Consider the following 16,489-nt stretch of genomic DNA (forward strand, 5'->3'; position numbering starts at 1 on the left):
GCTCCCGGTGCGGCCGCCGCGCGTGCACCACTCTCCGCCGTACGGGCCCGCACACCCAACTCGGCGTTCCCGCAAGGGCGATGGCCGACCCGCACTGCGCGCCCACCGCCCTCCCCGACTACAGCGGCGGCTCCATGCGGGCTATCGCGCGCAGCGCCTTCGGCGTGAAGCGGGACATCAGGTGGGCGCCGCGGGCCTCCGGCGTCACCGGCACGACCGCCTGGTTCTTCACCACCGCGTCGAGCACCGCGCGGGCGACCTTCTCCGGCGGGTAGTTCCGCAGCCCGTACAGCCGCGAGCTGCGTTCCTGGCGGCGCTTCTCCTCCGCCGCGTCCACCCCCGCGAAGCGCGCCGTCGCCGTGATGTTCGTGTTGACCAGGCCCGGGCAGATCGCCGATACGCCGATGTCCTGACCGGCCAGCTCGGCGCGCAGGCACTCGCTGAGCATCAGCACCGCCGCCTTCGACGTGCTGTACGCCGGCAGCGCCTTGGTCGGCTGGAAGGCCGCCGCCGACGCCGTGTTGACGATGTGGCCGCCCTGACCGCGCTCGGCCATCTGCCGGCCGAAGGTCCGGCAGCCGTGGATGACGCCCCACAGATTGACGTCCAGGACCTTCTGCCAGTCCTCGACCGTCGTGTCGAAGAACGAGCCGGACAGGCCGATCCCGGCGTTGTTCACCAGGACGTCCACCACCCCGTACTCCGTGGCGACCTTCTCGGCGAGCTTCTCCATGGCCTGCTCGTCCGCGACGTCCACCGTCTCCGCCCAGGCCTCGGGGGCGCCGATCAGCCGGGACAGCTCGGCCGTGCGGGCCGCGCCCTCCGCGTCCCGGTCCACGGCGATCACCCGGGCCCCGGCCTCCGCGAAGGCGAACGCGGTCGCCCGGCCGATGCCGCTGGCCGCGCCCGTGACCAGGACCAGCCGGCCGCCGAAGCGGTCCGCGTGCCGCCCCGTGGCGACCTTGCTGCGGTCGGCGATCGCGGTGCCCTGCGCGCCCCGGTCCCCGAGGTCCTCGTTGACGTTCACGAAGTCCGTGATCCAGGCGGCCAGTTGGTCGGGTCGCGTGCGCGGCACCCAGTGCTTCGCGGGCAGTGTGCGCCGGGTCAACTGCGGGGCCCACAGCTCCAGTTGGTCGTACAGCCGCGGGGACAGGAACGCGTCGCCGAGCGGGGTGATCAGCTGCACCGGCGCGTGCGCGTACGCGTCCGCGCGGGGCTTGAGCAGGCGCGCGCGGACGTTGTCGCGGTACAGCCAGGCGCCGTTGGCCGCGTCCGAGGGCAGCGACGCCGTCGGGTACCCGTCCGCGGGGACCTTCTCGACGCGCTGCAGGATCTTCGGCCAGCGCGCGCCGAGCGGACCGCGCCAGGCCAGCTCGGGCAGGACGGGGGTGTGCAGCATGTACACGTACCAGGACTTGGCGCCCTGGCCGAGGAGCTGGCCGACCCTGCGCGGGGTCGGGCGGGTCATGCGCTGCTTGATCCAGTGGCCGAAGTGGTCGAGGGACGGGCCCGACATCGACGTGAACGAGGCGATCCGCCCCTCCGTGCGCTTGACCGTCACGAACTCCCAGGACTGCACCGAGCCCCAGTCGTGCCCCACGACGTGCACCGGGCGGTCCGGGCTGACCGCGTCCACGACCGCGAGGAAGTCGTCCGTCAGCTTCTCCAGCGTGAACCCGCCGCGCAGCGGCACCGGCGCCGTCGACCGGCCGTGGCCGCGCACGTCGTACAGCACCACGTGGAAGCGGTCCGCGAGGCGGGCCGCGACCTCGGACCACACCTCCTTGGAGTCCGGGTACCCGTGCACAAGCAGCACCGTCGGCTGCGTGGCGTCACCGAGCTCCGCGACGCAGAGCTCCACCCCTCCCGTACGGACCCAGCGCTCCCGCGCGCCCTTCAACAGCCCACCGCTCATTGCGACTTCGCCCTTCCGCTCCCGCTCGCTGCCCTTGCCGCCGGCGCCGGGGCGCCCGCCCTGATCGCCCCTGCCGCCGTCCCGCCCGCTCACAGGTTCTTCGCCTCCGCCCAGCGCCGTACGTGCGGAAGGTCGTCGTCCAGCCAGAACGCGCTCTCCTGCGGGTCCTTGGAGTCCGTGACGACCAGGATCTCCTCGAACTTCGCGCCCGTGCCCCGGAAGCCCAGGTGCGGCTCGACCGCCCACAGGCCGGGCTGCGGCGGGTGGTCCGAGAACCTGTACGGACTCCACAGCGGGGACCAGCCGTCCCGGTGGCCGTGCAACGCGTCGCTCGCCAGGCCCTTGAGCGCCTGCGCGCCGAACCCGAAGACGGTGGGTGAGAAGCGGCCCTGCTTCACCCGGTCGACCTTGTGCGCGATCACGCCGAAGGGGTAGGCGCGGTGGCGGTTCGCGTACCCCTGGCGGTTCATCAGGCGTTCCACGTCCGCGTAGATCTCGCGCAGCGAACGGCGCTCGCGGATCTCGCGGAGGATCAGCTCGCGGTGCTCCTCCAGGTCGGCCATCAGGCGGTCCTGCACGGGGTGGAGGCCGAGGCTGCCCGAGTACCCGATGTCCGCCGTGAAGCCCTTGTATATCGGGGCCATGTCGAGGATGAACGGCATCCCCGGCTCCAGCTTCCGGTTCGTCGGGAAGAACTGCAGCGGGATCTTGAACCCGGTGAACGCCGTGCGGTCCCCGAACCAGGCGAAGGGCAGGTGGAACCAGTCCCGCACCCCGCGCTCGCGCAGCCACTCCCGCTGCATCCGCGCCGCCTCGCGCTCCGTCACGCCCGGCTCAAGGCGTGCCGCGACCGCTTCCGCGCAGGCGTACGCGAGGGCCTGCACTTCCCTGAACCCCCGCAGTTCCGCGCCGAGTTCCGTGTCCACCGCTGAGGTCATGCCACCGTCCGTCCCGTGAAGTACCGCCGATTGCCCGCCCTGCTGCGCTACGCGTCCGTAACGTGACACTGATGAATGTGACAATGGCTGACGTCTGCGTCAATAGGTGTGCACGGACCCTGTGGACAACGCCTTCGAGGTGTACCTGAGCCCTACACCCCCTACGGGCCCCTACATCTGGAGTCTGATACGGAAGCAACCGTCAGGGGTGACGCCGGCTGTGGTCCGCGCCACTACCGTCGACGACGTGACTGTGATCGCGACCGAAAGCCTCAGCAAGCGGTTCCCACGGGTGACCGCGCTGGACCGGCTCTCCGTGGACATCGGCCCGGGTGTGACCGGGCTGGTGGGGGCCAACGGAGCCGGCAAGTCCACCCTGATCAAGATCCTGCTCGGACTGTCCCCCGCCAGCGAGGGCCGCGCCCAGGTGCTCGGCCTCGACGTCGCCACCCACGGCGGCGACATCCGCGAGCGCGTCGGGTACATGCCGGAGCACGACTGCCTCCCGCCCGACGTGTCCGCCACCGAGTTCGTCGTCCACATGGCGCGGATGTCCGGCCTCCCGCCCACCGCGGCCCGGGAGCGCACGGCCGACACCCTGCGCCACGTCGGCCTCTACGAGGAGCGGTACCGCCCCATCGGCGGGTACTCGACGGGCATGAAGCAGCGGGTCAAGCTCGCCCAAGCCCTTGTCCACGACCCGCAGTTGGTGTTCTTGGACGAGCCGACCAACGGCCTCGACCCGGTCGGCCGGGACGAGATGCTCGGCCTGATCCGCCGCGTCCACACCGACTTCGGCATCTCCGTCCTCGTCACCTCGCACCTCCTGGGCGAGCTGGAGCGCACCTGCGACCACGTCGTCGTCATCGACGGCGGCAAGCTGCTCCGCTCCAGCTCCACCAGCGACTTCACGCAGACCATGGCGACGCTCGCCGTCGAGGTCACGGACACGGACGAGCACCCCGACGGCACGGCCGTCCTGCGCGCCCGCCTCCAGGAGCGCGGAATCACGCTGCACGCGCGCGTGGAGGAGGGCCTGCCCGGCGCCGGACACGTACTGCTCGTGGAGGCCACCGGCGAGGAGACGTACGACGTGGTGCGCGACACCGTCGCCGAACTCGGCCTCGGCCTGGTCCGGATGGAACAGCGCAGGCACCACATCGCCGAGGTGTTCCGCACCGAGGAGCAGCAGCAACCCGTGCGCCAACAGGCCCAGAACCAGCCCCTGTCGAAGGCCGCGGCACAGCGAGGAGGCAGCCGTGACGGCAGCTGACACCCGGCGCCCGGACGGGGCGCAGACCCGCATCCACAACATCGGGTACCGGTCGTACGACGGCCCGCGCCTCGGCCGTGCCTATGCCCGCCGCAGTCTGTTCGCGCAGTCCCTGCGCGGCGCGTACGGACTGGGCCGCAGCGCCAAGTCCAAGGTGCTGCCGATGATCCTGTTCGCCGTGATGTGCGTGCCGGCGGCGATCGTCGTGGCCGTCGCGGTGCAGACGAAGATGTCGGACCTGCCGCTCGACTACACGCGGTACGCGATCACGACGCAGGCCGTCATCGGCCTCTTCCTCGCCGCGCAGGCGCCGCAGTCCGTCTCCCGCGACCTGCGGTTCAAGACGGTGCCGCTGTACTTCTCGCGCCCGATCGAGCGCGGCGACTACGTGACGGCGAAGTACGCGGCGATGGCCTCGGCCCTGTTCGTCCTCACCGCGTCACCGCTGATCGTGCTGTACCTGGGCTCTCTGCTCGCCAAGATGGACTTCGCGGACCAGACCAAGGGGTTCGCACAGGGGTTGGTCTCCGTGGCACTGCTCTCGCTGCTCTTCGCCGGACTCGGCCTGGTCATGGCCGCGTTGACGCCCCGCCGCGGCTTCGGCGTCGCCGCCGTCATCGCCGTGATGACGATCTCGTACGGGGCGGTCTCCACCGTGCAGGCCATCGCCGACGCACAGGGCTCGACCGGCGCGGTGCCGTGGCTCGGCCTGTTCTCGCCGATCACGCTGATCGACGGTGTGCAGACCGCGTTCCTCGGCGCGAGCACCGCGTTCCCCGGCGGCCACGGCCCCGGTGCGGGCGCCGGCGCCGTCTATCTCCTGGTCGTCCTCGCGCTGATCGCGGGCTCGTACGCAGCCCTGATGCGCCGCTACCGAAAGGTCGGGCTGTGACAACGATCCACATCGCCCACGCCTCCCGCTGGTTCGGGAACGTCGTCGCGGTCAACGACATCACGATGAGCATCGGCCCCGGCGTGACCGGCCTGCTCGGCCCCAACGGCGCCGGAAAGTCCACCCTCATCAACATGATGGGCGGCTTCCTCGCCCCCTCCACCGGCACGGTCACCCTCGACGACCGCCCGATCTGGCGCAACGAGTCGATCTATAAGGAGATCGGCATCGTCCCGGAACGCGAGGCGATGTACGACTTCCTCACCGGCGCCGAATTCGTCCTCGCCAACGCCGAGTTGCAGGGCCTCGGCAAGAAGGCGGCACAGCGCGCGCTCGCCACGGTCGAGATGGAGTACGCGCAGGACCGCAAGATCTCCACGTACTCCAAGGGCATGCGGCAGCGCGTGAAAATGGCCTCCGCCCTGGTGCACGACCCGTCGGTGCTGCTGCTCGACGAGCCGTTCAACGGCATGGACCCGCGCCAGCGCATGCACCTCATGGACCTGCTGCGGCGCATGGGCGCGGACGGCCGGACCGTGCTGTTCTCCTCGCACATCCTGGAGGAGGTCGAGCAGCTCGCCTCGCACATCGAGGTGATCGTCGCCGGCCGGCACGCGGCGAGCGGCGACTTCCGCCGCATCCGCCGCCTGATGACGGACCGCCCGCACCGCTACCTGGTCCGCTCCGACGACGACCGGGCGCTGGCCGCCGCGCTGATCGCCGACCCGTCGACGGCGGGCATCGAAGTCGACCACGCCGAGGGCGCGTTGATCGTCCAGGCCGTCGACTTCGGGCGGTTCACGCAGCTCCTGCCGCGTGTCGCCCAGGAGCACGGCATCCGCCTCCTCACGGTCTCGCCCTCGGACGAGTCCCTGGAGTCGGTCTTCTCGTACCTCGTCGCGGCCTGAAGGGAGCCCCCGACATGTATGACCCCACCGTCGCCCGGCTCACCTACCGGGCCCTGCTCGGCCGCCGCCGCGCGCTCATCCTGTTCTCCCTCCCGGTCCTGCTGATCGTCATCGCCTCGCTGGTACGCGGCTTCACCGGCGTCGACGACCAGGTCGCCGCGGACGTCCTCGGCGGCTTCGCGCTCGCCACGATGGTCCCGCTGATCGGCGTGATCGCGGGCACGGGCGCCATCGGCCCGGAGATCGACGACGGCTCGGTCGTCTATCTGCTCTCCAAGCCGATCAAGCGCCCCACGATCATCGTCACCAAGCTGATCGTGGCCATCGCGGTGACCATGGCGTTCTCGGCGATCCCCACGTTCATCGCCGGGATGATCCTCAACGGCAACGGCCAGCAGGTGGCGATCGCGTACACCGTGGCCGCCCTCGTCGCCTCCATCGCGTACGCGGCGCTGTTCCTGCTGCTCGGCACGGTCAGCCGGCACGCCGTGGTCCTCGGCCTTGTCTACGCGCTGGTCTGGGAGGCGCTGTTCGGCTCCCTGGTCGAGGGCGCGCGGACGCTGAGCGTGCAGCAGTGGTCCCTCGCCGTGGCGGAGCGGGTCGCGCGCGGCGACCTGGTCAGCTCCGACGTCGGACTGCCGCTCGCCGTCGTCCTGTTGACCGCGGTGACGGTCCTCGCGACCTGGTACGCGGGCCAGAAGCTGCGCACGCTGACGCTGGCCGGCGAGGAGTAAGCCACCGCTGCGCGACCACACGAAAACGGCCACCACGCACGCGTAGTGGCCGTTTTCGTCGCCGCGGAGGGGTGCCGCGGAGGGTGCCGCGAAGAGGCGGTTGTGGAGGGGGGTGCCGCGGAGGGCGTTCGTCGTACGGAGGGATCAGACCGTACGGTCCCGGGCCGCGAGCAGTCCGACGACGAGAGCCGCCGCGCACACCCCGAGCACGAGGCAGATCGGCACGGTCCAGCCGCCCGTCGCCTGGTACACCGCACCGGCCGCCAACGGGCCCGCGGCGGCGAGGAGATAGCCCACCGTCTGTGCCATCCCGGAGAGCCGGGCCGCCGTCGTCGCATCGCCGGAGCGGAGCACGATCAGCGTCAGCGCGAGCCCGACCGCACCGCCCTGCCCGACGCCGAGCACCGCCGACCACAGCCAGGCACCCGACACGGGCGCGACCATCAGCCCCGCGTACCCGGCGGCGACAAGGCCGGTGACCAGGGCGACCAGCGGCCGCTGGCTGCGCATCCGGCCGGCGAGCAGCGGAACGCCGAACGCGCCCGCGACCTGGATCAGGTTGTTGAACGCGAAGATCACGCCGGCCGTGGCGCGGCTCATCCCGTGGTCCGTGAAGATCGTCGGCATCCAGGCGATCAGGACGTACGACCACAGCGACTGAAGGCCCATGAAGAGCGTGACCTGCCAGGCCAGCGGGGAGCGCCACACGCTGCGCCCGGCCGCCCGTCCGGCCGGGGCCGTCCGCACCTCGTGCCCGGTCCGGCCGCGGGCGATCAGCACCTGCGGCAGCCAGGCCACCGCGGCGACCGCGGCGAGCAGCGACCAGAACGCGAGCGACGCCTCCCAGCTGTCGCCGAAGGCCTTCTCCAGCGGCACGGACGCCGCGGCGACGACCGTGGCGCCGGCGATCATCGCGCCCGTGTAGACGGACGTCATGGACGCGGCCCGCTCCGGGAAGTCCCGCTTGATCAGCCCCGGCATCAGCACGTTGAGCAGGGCTATCGCGGTGCCGACGAGCACACCGCCGCCGTACAGCGCGCCCACGGACGGCAGGACGCGTACGAGAATGCCGACGGCAAGCAGCAACAGCGCGCAGAACAGCACCAGTTCGGTGCCGAAGCGGCGGGCCAGCCAGGGCGCCACCAGCGCGCCGACGCCGAGGAACAGCACGGGCACGGAGGTCACGAGGCTGCTCGCCGTCGACGACAGCCCGAAGGCCTCGCTGATCTCACCGACCAGCGGCGAGACGCTGGCGAGCGCCGCCCGCATGTTGAGCGAGGCGAGCACGATCCCGACGAGCAGCACCACGGGATGCGCCAGCAACTCCCGCCGCGCGGCCCGCGCTTGGGGTGAGGGCCGGACGTCGGCCTCGGCGTCCGGCAGGAGCTGCTTCACGGGTGTGGTCGCGGTATCGGGGCGTGACAAAGGAGCGCGCCTTTCTCGGGCGTACGGACGTCGCGTCGTACGACCCGTGCAAGTGGGGGGTGTGCAGGGGAAGTTGGAGGCCCGTCCTCGGGGAGGGCAGGCGGGTGTCAGCGGATGCCGAGGGCGCGGAGCGCGTCGATCGGCACCTTGAGCAGCGCTCGTACGGCGGCGGCGGCGGCGACCGGGTCGGCGGCCTCGACGGCGTCGACGAGGGCCTCGTGCGCGGCGATGTCCACGGGCGGCATGTCCCGGTCGCCGAGCGCGTGCACGAGCACCTCGTGCACCTGCACCGAGAAGAAGCGGTAGACCTCGATGAACGCGGGGTTGTGCGTGGCCTCGACGACGGCCAGGTGGAAGGCCATGTCCGCGTCGGCGTTCCGGTCGCCCTCCTCGTGCAGCGTGTCGAGGGCGGCGCGCAGCCGCAGCAGGTCGTGGGTGTCGCGGCGCTCCGCGGCGAGCCGGGCGGCCTCCGCCTCCAGGGCGACGCGGACCTCGGTGACGTCCAGGGCGCCCGCGTGCCGCATCCCGCGCAGTACGGCGGAGGGGTCGGCGGCGGAGCGCACGAACGTGCCGTTGCCCTGCCGCGATTCGAGCAGCCCCGCGTGCACCAGGACGCGGACGGCCTCGCGGACCGTGTTGCGGCCGACACCGAGCTGTTCGGCGAGCGTGTGCTCGGTGGGGATGCGGTCGCCGACGGCCCACTCGCCGGCGGTGAGCTGGGCGCGCAGCTGGTCGACGACGGTGTCGACGAGGGACTGCCGTCCGGCGGCCTGCAGGGTCATCCGCGTACCTCTCTTTTTGCCCGGTTGCCCAGTCATCCTACAACTAGGAGCGGGACGGCCCGGCCCCGACAGGGGCGCGGGGACTGCGCGACCAGCCACGACGGCGGGTCAGCCGAAGACGGGAACGGAGTCGGGGGACCGGAGTCGGGGGGACCGGAGTCGGGGGGACCGGAGCCCGCGGGGAAAGCCCCGAAGCTCCGTGCTAGGCCCCGGCCACCCCGAGCAGCCGCTCAAGAACGAGCGCGATCCCGTCGTCCTCGTTGGACGCGGTCACCTCGTCGGCCACGGCCTTGAGCTCGTCGTGCGCGTTGGCCATCGCCACGCTGTGCGCGGCCCAGCCGAACATCGGGACGTCGTTGGGCATGTCGCCGAAGGCGATCGTGTCCTTGGCCTTCGCGCCCAGGCGCCGCGCGGCCAGCGACAGGCCGGTCGCCTTGGAGAGCCCGAGCGGCAGCAGTTCCACTATCCCGGTGCCCGCCATGGTCACGCCGACCAGATCACCGGCGACCCGCCGCGCCACATCGGCGAGCGCGTCGTCGGACAGGCCGGGGTGCTGGATGTACAGCTTGTTCAGCGGGGCCGCCCAGAGGTCCGCCGAGTCCTCGAACTCGACGACCGGAAGCGGGCCTTCCTGCACGCGGTACCCGGGGCCGACGAGCACCTCGCCGTCCACCCCGTCCCGGCTGGCGGCGAGCGCGAGCGGGCCGACCTCGGCCTCCAGCTTGGCCAGGGCCAGCCCGGCGAGCTGGCGGTCGAGCGTCACGGAGGTGAGCAGCCGGTGCTCGCCCGCGTGGTAGACCTGCGCGCCCTGGCCGCACACCGCGATGCCCTCGTACCCGAGGTCGTCGAGGATGTGCCGCGTCCAGGGCACGGCCCGGCCGGTGACCACGATGTGCGCCGCGCCGAGCCCGCAGGCCGCCTCGAGCGCGGCGCGCGTACGCGGCGAGATCGTCTCGTCGCCGCGCAGCAGCGTCCCGTCGAGGTCGGTCGCGATCAGCTTGTACGGGAACGCGCCCGGCTCGGCCTCGGCCGCGAGGGCGTCCCGCTGGGCGGCGGCCTGCGCGGCGGCGCCGGCCTTCATCTGGCCGACTGTGACGACGCGCGCGGCGTCGCCGTCCCCCGCGGTGGCCTCCTGGCCAGGAAGTGAGCTCACTTGGCGACCGGCTCCAGTACCTCGCGCCCGCCGAGGTAGGGGCGCAGCACCTCGGGCACGCGCACCGAACCGTCGGCCTGCTGGTGGTTCTCCAGGATCGCCACGATCGTGCGCGGCACGGCGCACAGCGTGCCGTTCAGCGTCGCGAGCGGCTTGACCTTCTTCTCGTCGCGCATCCGGATGGAGAGGCGGCGCGACTGGAACTCGGTGCAGTCCGAGGTGGAGGTCAGCTCGCGGTATTTGCCCTGCGTCGGGATCCAGGCCTCGCAGTCGTACTTGCGGGCGGCGGAGGCGCCGAGGTCACCGGTGGCGACGTCGATCACGCGGAACGGCAGCTCCAGGGAGGTCAGCCACTCCTTCTCCCACTCCAGGAGCCGCTTGTGCTCGTTCTCGGAGTCCGCCGGGTCGACGTACGAGAACATCTCGACTTTGTCGAACTGGTGGACCCGGAAGATGCCGCGGGTGTCCTTGCCGTGCGAGCCGGCCTCGCGGCGGAAGCAGGGGGAGAACCCGGCGTACCGCAGCGGGAGCTTGTCCGCGTCGATGATCTCGTCCATGTGGTACGCCGCGAGCGGGACCTCGGACGTGCCGACCAGGTAGAGGTCGTCCTTGTCCAGGTGGTAGACGTCGGCGGCGGCCTGGCCGAGGAAGCCCGTGCCCGCCATGGACTGCGGGCGGACCAGGGCCGGGGGCAGCATCGGCGTGAACCCGGCGGCCGTGGCCTGCGCCAACGCGGCGTTCACCAGGGCGAGTTCGAGCAGGGCGCCGACGCCGGTGAGGAAGTAGAAGCGGGAGCCGGAGACCTTGGCGCCGCGCTCGACGTCGATGGCGCCGAGGATCGTGCCGAGCTCCAGGTGGTCCTTGGGTTCGAAGCCCTCGGCGCCGAAGTCACGGATCGTGCCGTGCGTCTCCAGCTCGACGAAGTCCTCCTCGCCGCCGACCGGGACGTCCGGGTGCACGAGGTTGCCCAGCTGGAGCAGCAGGCGGTCGGTCTCGGCCTTCGCCTCGTCCTGCTCGGCGTCGGCCGCCTTGACGTCGCTCTTCAGCTGCTCGGCGCGCTTGAGGAGCTCGGCCCGCTCCTCCGGCGTGGCCTTGGGGATCAGCTTGCCGAGCTGCTTCTGCTCGGCGCGCAGCTCGTCGAAGCGGACGCCGGACGACCTGCGCCGCTCGTCGGCGGAGAGCAGAGAGTCGACGAGCGTGACGTCCTCTCCACGGGCGCGCTGAGAAGCGCGGACACGGTCGGGGTCCTCACGGAGCAGGCGAAGGTCAATCACAGGCCCAAGGCTACCGGTGCCCGGTTCGGGCCCTCGACCCGATATTCCTCTGCGTGTCAATGAATGGCGGAGACTCCCCGAATCGGGGCAGCCCGCCCACCGTCGCTTGACCGTATCCCCTTGTGGGGAACGGGACTTGGGGCTCGCTTGTCCACAGGAATCGGGGTCGGGGAAAAGTTATCCACAGGCTGTGTGAAAGGGCTGTGGATTCCGGAAGTGATCATTCCTGAGCCCTGAAGCGGACCGAAGGATTCCCGGTTCAAACCCCTCGTCCGCGCACTTTCGAGTGGAAAAGGCTCGCCCCAAAGAGTTGATCCAAGGAATTGAGTGGACGAGGGGTGACGTGACCGACTGTGGACGGCGATCGGGCGAGAAGGGCGATTTGTCGACCCTGTCGTGGGTTGATGTCGACTTGTCCCCAGGTCGAGAAGCCCACCTGTGGATAACCCTGTGGACGGAGAAAATCCGCAGGTAGGACAAGGTGCGAAAACAGCGTGAGCCCGCACCGAGGGAGCGGGGACCGTTCCCGAGGAAGCGTGGGAGCTCTACGCCCGGCCGTCCTGGACCCGCGCCAGCCAGTCCGCCGCCGACGTGAACTCCGCGTCCGTCGTGCCCGCGCGCAGCGCCCGCACCTCGGCCGGCGTGACCCCGGCCCGGGGGTACGAGCCGAGGAAGCGCACCTTCGGCGCGATCCGCTTCAGCCCCATCAGAGCCTCGCCGACCCGGCGCTCCGCGATGTGGCCCTCGGCGTCCACGCAGAAGCAGTAGTTGCCGATGCCCGCGCCGGTCGGCCGGGACTGGATCAGCATCAGGTTCACCCCGCGCACCGAGAACTCCTGCAGGAATTCGAGCAGCGCGCCCGGGTGGTCGTCGTCGAGCCAGATGACCACGGAGGTCTTGTCCGCCCCGGTCGGCGCCGCGGGCCGGGCCGGGCGGCCGACGAGCACGAAGCGGGTCTCGGCGTTCTCCGCGTCGTGGATCTCGGTGACGAGCGGTTCGAGGCCGTACGTCGCCGCCGCGAACTCACCGGCGAACGCCGCGTCGAAGCGGCCCTCCTGCACCAGCCGGGCGCCGTCCGCGTTCGAGGCGGCCGACTCCCACAGGGCGTCGGGCAGATGCGCCGCGAGCCAATTGCGGACCTGCGGCTGGGCGACCGGGTGGCCGGTGACCGTCTTGATGTCGGACAGCGTCGTGCCCGGCCTGACCAGGAGCGCGAAGGCGATCGGCAGCAGCACCTCGCGGTAGATCATCAGCGGTTCGCCGGTGGCGAGCTCGTCGAGCGTCGCCGTGACGCCGCCCTCCACGGAGTTCTCGATCGGCACGAGCGCGGCCGCCGCCTGACCGCCGCGCACCGCGTCGAGCGCGGCGGGCACGGACACCATGGGCACGAGCTCACGGGTGGCCGCTTCCGGCAGAGTGCGCAGGGCGGCTTCGGTGAAGGTGCCCTCGGGTCCCAGATACGTGTAGCGCGTGGCCGACATACCGTCACCTTAATGCGCCGTACGGGACCCCCGCGCCGCCCGCGTCAGGACTCCAGCAGCCGCTGCCCCACGTATTCACCGGAACGTGCGCCTCCGGGTACGGCGAAGAGGCCGCTCGACTCGTGCCGGATGAACTCCGACAGCGCGTCCCCGCGGTCGAGCTTGCGCTGCACGGGGACGAAGCCGCGCATCGGGTCGGCCTGCCAGCAGATGAACAGCAGGCCCGCGTCCGGGACGCCGTCCTCGTCGTACCCGTCGTGGAAGGAGAACGGTCTGCGGAGCATCGCGGCGCCGCCGTTCTGGTCCGGGCGCGAGATGCGGGCGTGCGCGTCCGCGGGGATGACCGGCTTGCCGTCCGCGCCGAACTTGTCGAGGTCGGGCTCGGTCGACTCGGAGCCGCCGGTGAGCGGGGCGCCGTCGGACTTCCGGCGGCCGATCACCTTCTCCTGGGCGGTCAGGGAGAGCTTCTCCCAGTCGTCGAGGAGCATCCGGATCCGGCGTACGACCGCGTAGGAACCGCCCGCCATCCAGGACGGGTCGGCCGAGCCGTCGTCCGGGACGAAGATCCGCTTCCGGAAGTCCGGCTCCGACTCCTTGGGGTTGTTGGTGCCGTCGACCTGGCCCATCAGGTTGCGGGTCGTCATCGGCTTCTCGGTCGCGCCGGGCGTGCGGTTGAAGCCGTTCATCTGCCAGCGCACCCGCGCCGCGTCGCCCACCTCCCGCTGCAGGGTGCGCAGCGCGTCGAAGGCGACAAGGGCGTCGTCGGCGCCGATCTGCACCCACAGGTCGCCCTCGCTCCGCTTGGCGTCGAGCCGGTCGGCGGAGAACGCGGGCAGCGGGTCGAGGGCGAACGGCCGCTGCTTCTCCAGGCCCGTACGGCCGAAGAAGCTGTGCCCGAAGCCGAAGGTGACCGTCAGCGACGACGGCCCCGCGTCGAGGGCGACCGTGGAGCCGCCCGCCGCCTGCCCCTCCATCAGCCTGCGGGCCGTCGCCGACCAGCGGCGCAGCAGCGCGGCGGCCTCCTTGCGGCCCGCGCCCGGCGCCAGGTCGAAGGCGACGAGATGGCCGCGGGCCTGCATCGGCGTGGTGATCCCCGGCTGGTGCGCGCCGCCGAACGGCACCGCCGTCCGGCCCACCGAGGCCAGGGCCGCGCCGGGCTCGGGCTGTGCCGCCGCGTGCCCGGCCACACCGCCGACCGCGCCGAGCGCGAGCCCGCCCGCACCGGCCGCGCCGACCGTCCCGAGCAGCCGCCGCCGGGACAGCTCGACAGGCGAACCGGCGGTGTTCTTCTGCGTACGGCCGCGAGCGGCGTTCTCTTCGAGGTCGTCAACGGGCATGGGGTCAGCCGATCTTCACGTTCTTGTGGACGGTCACTTGGTCGATGTCCGAGGTGCGCACGGTCACCGAGAGCTGCCAGTCGCCGGGCATCGGCACCTGCAGCCCGGGCGAGCTCCAGTGGCCGGCGGCGACCCGGTCCGGCTCGACCGGCAGCGGGCCGATGTCCTTGGCCTTCAGGGTCAGCGCGACCTTGAGCTCGGCTACGTCGAGGGGCTTGCCGTTCGGGCGCTCGGCGTACACATGCAGGGTGTTGCTGCCCGTACGACCCGGGTCGAGGTCGATGCGGACGGTGCCCTTGCCGTTCGCGCCGCCGGTGTCGAAGGGCAGCGTGAGGTTGACGGGACGGTCCGGCACGGCGCTGCCGGTGGCGGCGTTCGCGCGGTCCACCTGCTCCTGGGTGCGGCCCGGCTCGGTGGTGGTCAGGGCCGTGGTGACGGCGAGCAGGACGACCGCGACGGCCGCCTCCGCGAGCACCGAACGCCGCAGGCCCGCGCGGTCCGGGTCGGCGTCCCTGATCCGCTTCTTGCGCGCACTGTCCACGGCGGCCCGCTGCCGGGCGAGCTGCGCGGCACGCCGGGGGTCGAGTTCGCCGCCGGATGCGGCGACCGGGTCCTGCGGGTCTGCCGGGTCCGCCGGGTCTGCCGGGCTGGTCGGGTCCGCCGGGCCGGTCGGGCCGGTCGGGCCGGTCGGGTCTGCCGGGCCGGTCGGGCCGGTCGGGTCTGCCGGGCTGGTCGGGCCGGTCGGGTCTGCTGGGTCCGTCGGGTCCGCTGGGTCTGCCGGGCTGGTCGGGTCTGCCGGGCCGGTCGGGCTGGTCGGGTCCGTCGGGCTGGTCGGGTCTGCCGGGTCTGCCGGGCCGGTCGGGTCCGTCGAGGGGGCGGGCTCGTCGGCAGCCGGGCGGCCGGCGGTTGCCGCTCCCTTTCGTACGGCGGGGACCGGCTCGTCCGCGTGCGGTGCCCGCTGCTCGACGACGTGGGCCTCGGCTTCCGGTCGCTCGGCGCGGGGCTCACCGGCGTTCGCCTCGGCCTCCGCTTCTTCCGGCTTCTCGGCCTCCGTCGCGTCCCGTTCCCCGGCGTTCGCGATGCGTGCCGTCCAGCGGCGGGAGATCGACGCGACCCCGACGAGCAGCACCACGAGGCCGACCTTCACGAGCAGCAACTGCCCGTACGCCGTCGTCACCAGGGCGTTCCACGAGCCGACCTGGCGCCACGACTGGTAGAGGCCCGTCGCCACCAGGACCAGGACCGAGCCGAACGCGATCCGGGAGAAGCGCCGCACCGCGCTCTGCCCCACCGGCTGGTCGGCCGGGGCGCGGTAGAGCGCGACGAGCAGGGCGGTGAGGCCGCCGAGCCAGGCGGCGACGGCCAGCAGATGCACCACGTCGACGGGCATCGCGAGGGCCGTCTGGATGCCGGTCGAGGCGTGCTCGGCCAGCGCCCACGTCGAGGCCAGACCGGCCGCGACGACCCCGCCGCCGACCGCGAGCCCGAACGTCAGGTCCCGCTTCTCGGCCGCGTCCTCGCGCTTCGCGTACGCCCCGAGGAGCACCACGACGAACAGCGCGGCCGCGCCGAGCAGCAGCAGCCGGGAGATGAGGGCGGCGCCGGTCTTGGTGTCGAGCACCGCGCCGAGCCCGCCCAGGTCGAGGACGTCCGCGAGCTTCCCGGAGTCGGTGTACGGCCCGCGCAGCAGAAGCAGCGCCACCGTCGCCCCGGTCAGCCCGACCCAGCTGTACGCGAGGAGCCGCTGCAGCGCCTGGACGCCCACGCCCTTCGGCCAGCAGGCCAGCAGGAACGCGGCGGCGCCGACCAGCAGAGCGAAGGCCGCGTACGAGACATAGCGCCCGATGTCGTACAGCACGCCGACCGCTCCGCCGCCCGCCGTCTGGTCGGGCAGCGCCACGCTCGTCTTCGACGGGGCGCCGATCGAGAAGCTGAACGCGCCGGAGATCGGGTGGCTGTCCGCCGAGACCGCCTTCCACGCGACCGTGAACGTGCCCTCGGGCAGCCCGCCGTGCAGCGGAACGCCGAACTTGACGACGCTTCCGCTGCACAGGTCCTGCAGTTCACCCGTGTCGACCCGCTTGCCCTTCGGGTCGAGTACCCGGATCGAGTCGTCCGACATGGCGACCTTCTCCGAGAACTGCAGGGTCACCTCCTCGGGAGCCTGCTGCACCACCGCGCCCTGCTTCGGGTTGCTCCCGGTCAGCGCCGCGTGCGCCGCCGCGGGGGAGGCGCCGGCGAGCAGTGCGCCGAGGGCCGCCGCGAGCAGCACGACGAGCTGCAGCACGACCTGCGGCAGCGGTCCCGTACGACCCGGGTGGCGGCTGTGCACCGTACGGCGGAGGTGTCCTGGCCGGGCAGTGGTGGGCAGCATCAA

Annotated in this window: 13 protein-coding genes; 4 read left to right on the forward strand and 9 right to left on the reverse strand. The window is 72.1% G+C overall.

Annotated features, from left to right (window positions below; genetic code table 11):
* Positions 1-118 precede the first annotated feature (118 nt).
* Positions 119-1,915, reverse strand: coding sequence for an SDR family oxidoreductase (locus ACIDOF_RS12800; RefSeq protein WP_409005943.1), 1,797 nt, complete (start codon positions 1,913-1,915; stop codon positions 119-121).
* An 89-nt stretch (positions 1,916-2,004) separates the two neighbouring features.
* Positions 2,005-2,853: a M24 family metallopeptidase gene (locus ACIDOF_RS12805; RefSeq protein WP_409005944.1), complete on the reverse strand. Its 849-nt coding sequence runs from the start codon at positions 2,851-2,853 to the stop codon at positions 2,005-2,007.
* 247 nt (positions 2,854-3,100) lie between these two features.
* On the opposite strand from ACIDOF_RS12805, the gene ACIDOF_RS12810 reads away from it, so the two are divergent.
* From ACIDOF_RS12810 to ACIDOF_RS12825, 4 genes are read left to right on the forward strand one after another with little or no spacing between them, the layout of a single operon-like run.
* Entirely contained in the window at positions 3,101-4,126 is a 1,026-nt protein-coding gene (locus tag ACIDOF_RS12810) for an ABC transporter ATP-binding protein (protein WP_409005945.1), read from the forward strand.
* On the forward strand, positions 4,113-5,018 hold the full coding sequence (locus ACIDOF_RS12815; RefSeq protein WP_409005946.1) for an ABC transporter permease subunit: 906 nt from the start codon (positions 4,113-4,115) through the stop codon (positions 5,016-5,018). Before ACIDOF_RS12810 ends, ACIDOF_RS12815 begins: the two co-directional genes overlap by 14 nt.
* Complete coding sequence (locus ACIDOF_RS12820) at positions 5,015-5,926, forward strand: ABC transporter ATP-binding protein (protein WP_409005947.1); 912 nt, start codon at positions 5,015-5,017, stop codon at positions 5,924-5,926. Before ACIDOF_RS12815 ends, ACIDOF_RS12820 begins: the two co-directional genes overlap by 4 nt.
* A gap of 14 nt (positions 5,927-5,940) precedes the next feature.
* A complete protein-coding gene (locus tag ACIDOF_RS12825) occupies positions 5,941-6,660 on the forward strand; it encodes an ABC transporter permease (protein WP_409005948.1) in 720 nt (239 codons plus the stop codon).
* Positions 6,661-6,804: 144 nt separating this feature from the next.
* Here ACIDOF_RS12825 and ACIDOF_RS12830 read toward each other — a convergent pair whose 3' ends face one another.
* From ACIDOF_RS12830 to ACIDOF_RS12860, 7 genes are all read right to left on the reverse strand, one after another.
* Complete coding sequence (locus tag ACIDOF_RS12830; protein WP_409005949.1) at positions 6,805-8,085, reverse strand: CynX/NimT family MFS transporter; 1,281 nt, start codon at positions 8,083-8,085, stop codon at positions 6,805-6,807.
* A gap of 107 nt (positions 8,086-8,192) precedes the next feature.
* Positions 8,193-8,867, reverse strand: a complete 675-nt coding sequence (locus ACIDOF_RS12835) for a FadR/GntR family transcriptional regulator (RefSeq protein WP_409005950.1) — start codon at positions 8,865-8,867, stop codon at positions 8,193-8,195.
* A gap of 202 nt (positions 8,868-9,069) precedes the next feature.
* Entirely contained in the window at positions 9,070-10,020 is a 951-nt protein-coding gene (locus ACIDOF_RS12840) for an HAD family hydrolase (RefSeq protein WP_409005951.1), read from the reverse strand.
* Positions 10,017-11,294 carry a serine--tRNA ligase gene (serS, locus tag ACIDOF_RS12845; RefSeq protein ID WP_409005952.1) on the reverse strand — a complete coding sequence of 426 codons (1,278 nt, stop codon included), beginning with the start codon at positions 11,292-11,294 and terminating at the stop codon, positions 10,017-10,019. Before serS ends, ACIDOF_RS12840 begins: the two co-directional genes overlap by 4 nt.
* A 545-nt stretch (positions 11,295-11,839) precedes the next feature.
* Entirely contained in the window at positions 11,840-12,775 is a 936-nt protein-coding gene (gene pheA / locus ACIDOF_RS12850; RefSeq protein ID WP_409005953.1) for a prephenate dehydratase, read from the reverse strand.
* 44 nt (positions 12,776-12,819) lie between these two features.
* Positions 12,820-14,112, reverse strand: a complete 1,293-nt coding sequence (gene efeB / locus ACIDOF_RS12855) for an iron uptake transporter deferrochelatase/peroxidase subunit (protein ID WP_409005954.1) — start codon at positions 14,110-14,112, stop codon at positions 12,820-12,822.
* Between the two features lie 4 nt (positions 14,113-14,116).
* A complete protein-coding gene (locus tag ACIDOF_RS12860; RefSeq protein ID WP_409005955.1) occupies positions 14,117-16,486 on the reverse strand; it encodes a copper resistance protein CopC in 2,370 nt (789 codons plus the stop codon).
* Positions 16,487-16,489 lie beyond the last annotated feature (3 nt).

Origin of the sequence: Streptomyces sp. Da 82-17 (assembly GCF_046098215.1) — a bacterium.
In the GTDB taxonomy this organism is placed as follows: domain Bacteria; phylum Actinomycetota; class Actinomycetes; order Streptomycetales; family Streptomycetaceae; genus Streptomyces.

Coding starts and splice junctions, on each gene's coding strand:
- ACIDOF_RS12805 (WP_409005944.1), bottom strand. CDS start 2,853: ATGACCTCAGCGGTGGACACGGAACTCGGCGCGGAACTGCGGGGGTTC.
- ACIDOF_RS12860 (WP_409005955.1), bottom strand. CDS start 16,486: ATGCTGCCCACCACTGCCCGGCCAGGACACCTCCGCCGTACGGTGCAC.
- ACIDOF_RS12825 (WP_409005948.1), top strand. CDS start 5,941: ATGTATGACCCCACCGTCGCCCGGCTCACCTACCGGGCCCTGCTCGGC.
- efeB (WP_409005954.1), bottom strand. CDS start 14,112: ATGCCCGTTGACGACCTCGAAGAGAACGCCGCTCGCGGCCGTACGCAG.
- ACIDOF_RS12835 (WP_409005950.1), bottom strand. CDS start 8,867: ATGACCCTGCAGGCCGCCGGACGGCAGTCCCTCGTCGACACCGTCGTC.
- pheA (WP_409005953.1), bottom strand. CDS start 12,775: ATGTCGGCCACGCGCTACACGTATCTGGGACCCGAGGGCACCTTCACC.
- ACIDOF_RS12800 (WP_409005943.1), bottom strand. CDS start 1,915: ATGAGCGGTGGGCTGTTGAAGGGCGCGCGGGAGCGCTGGGTCCGTACG.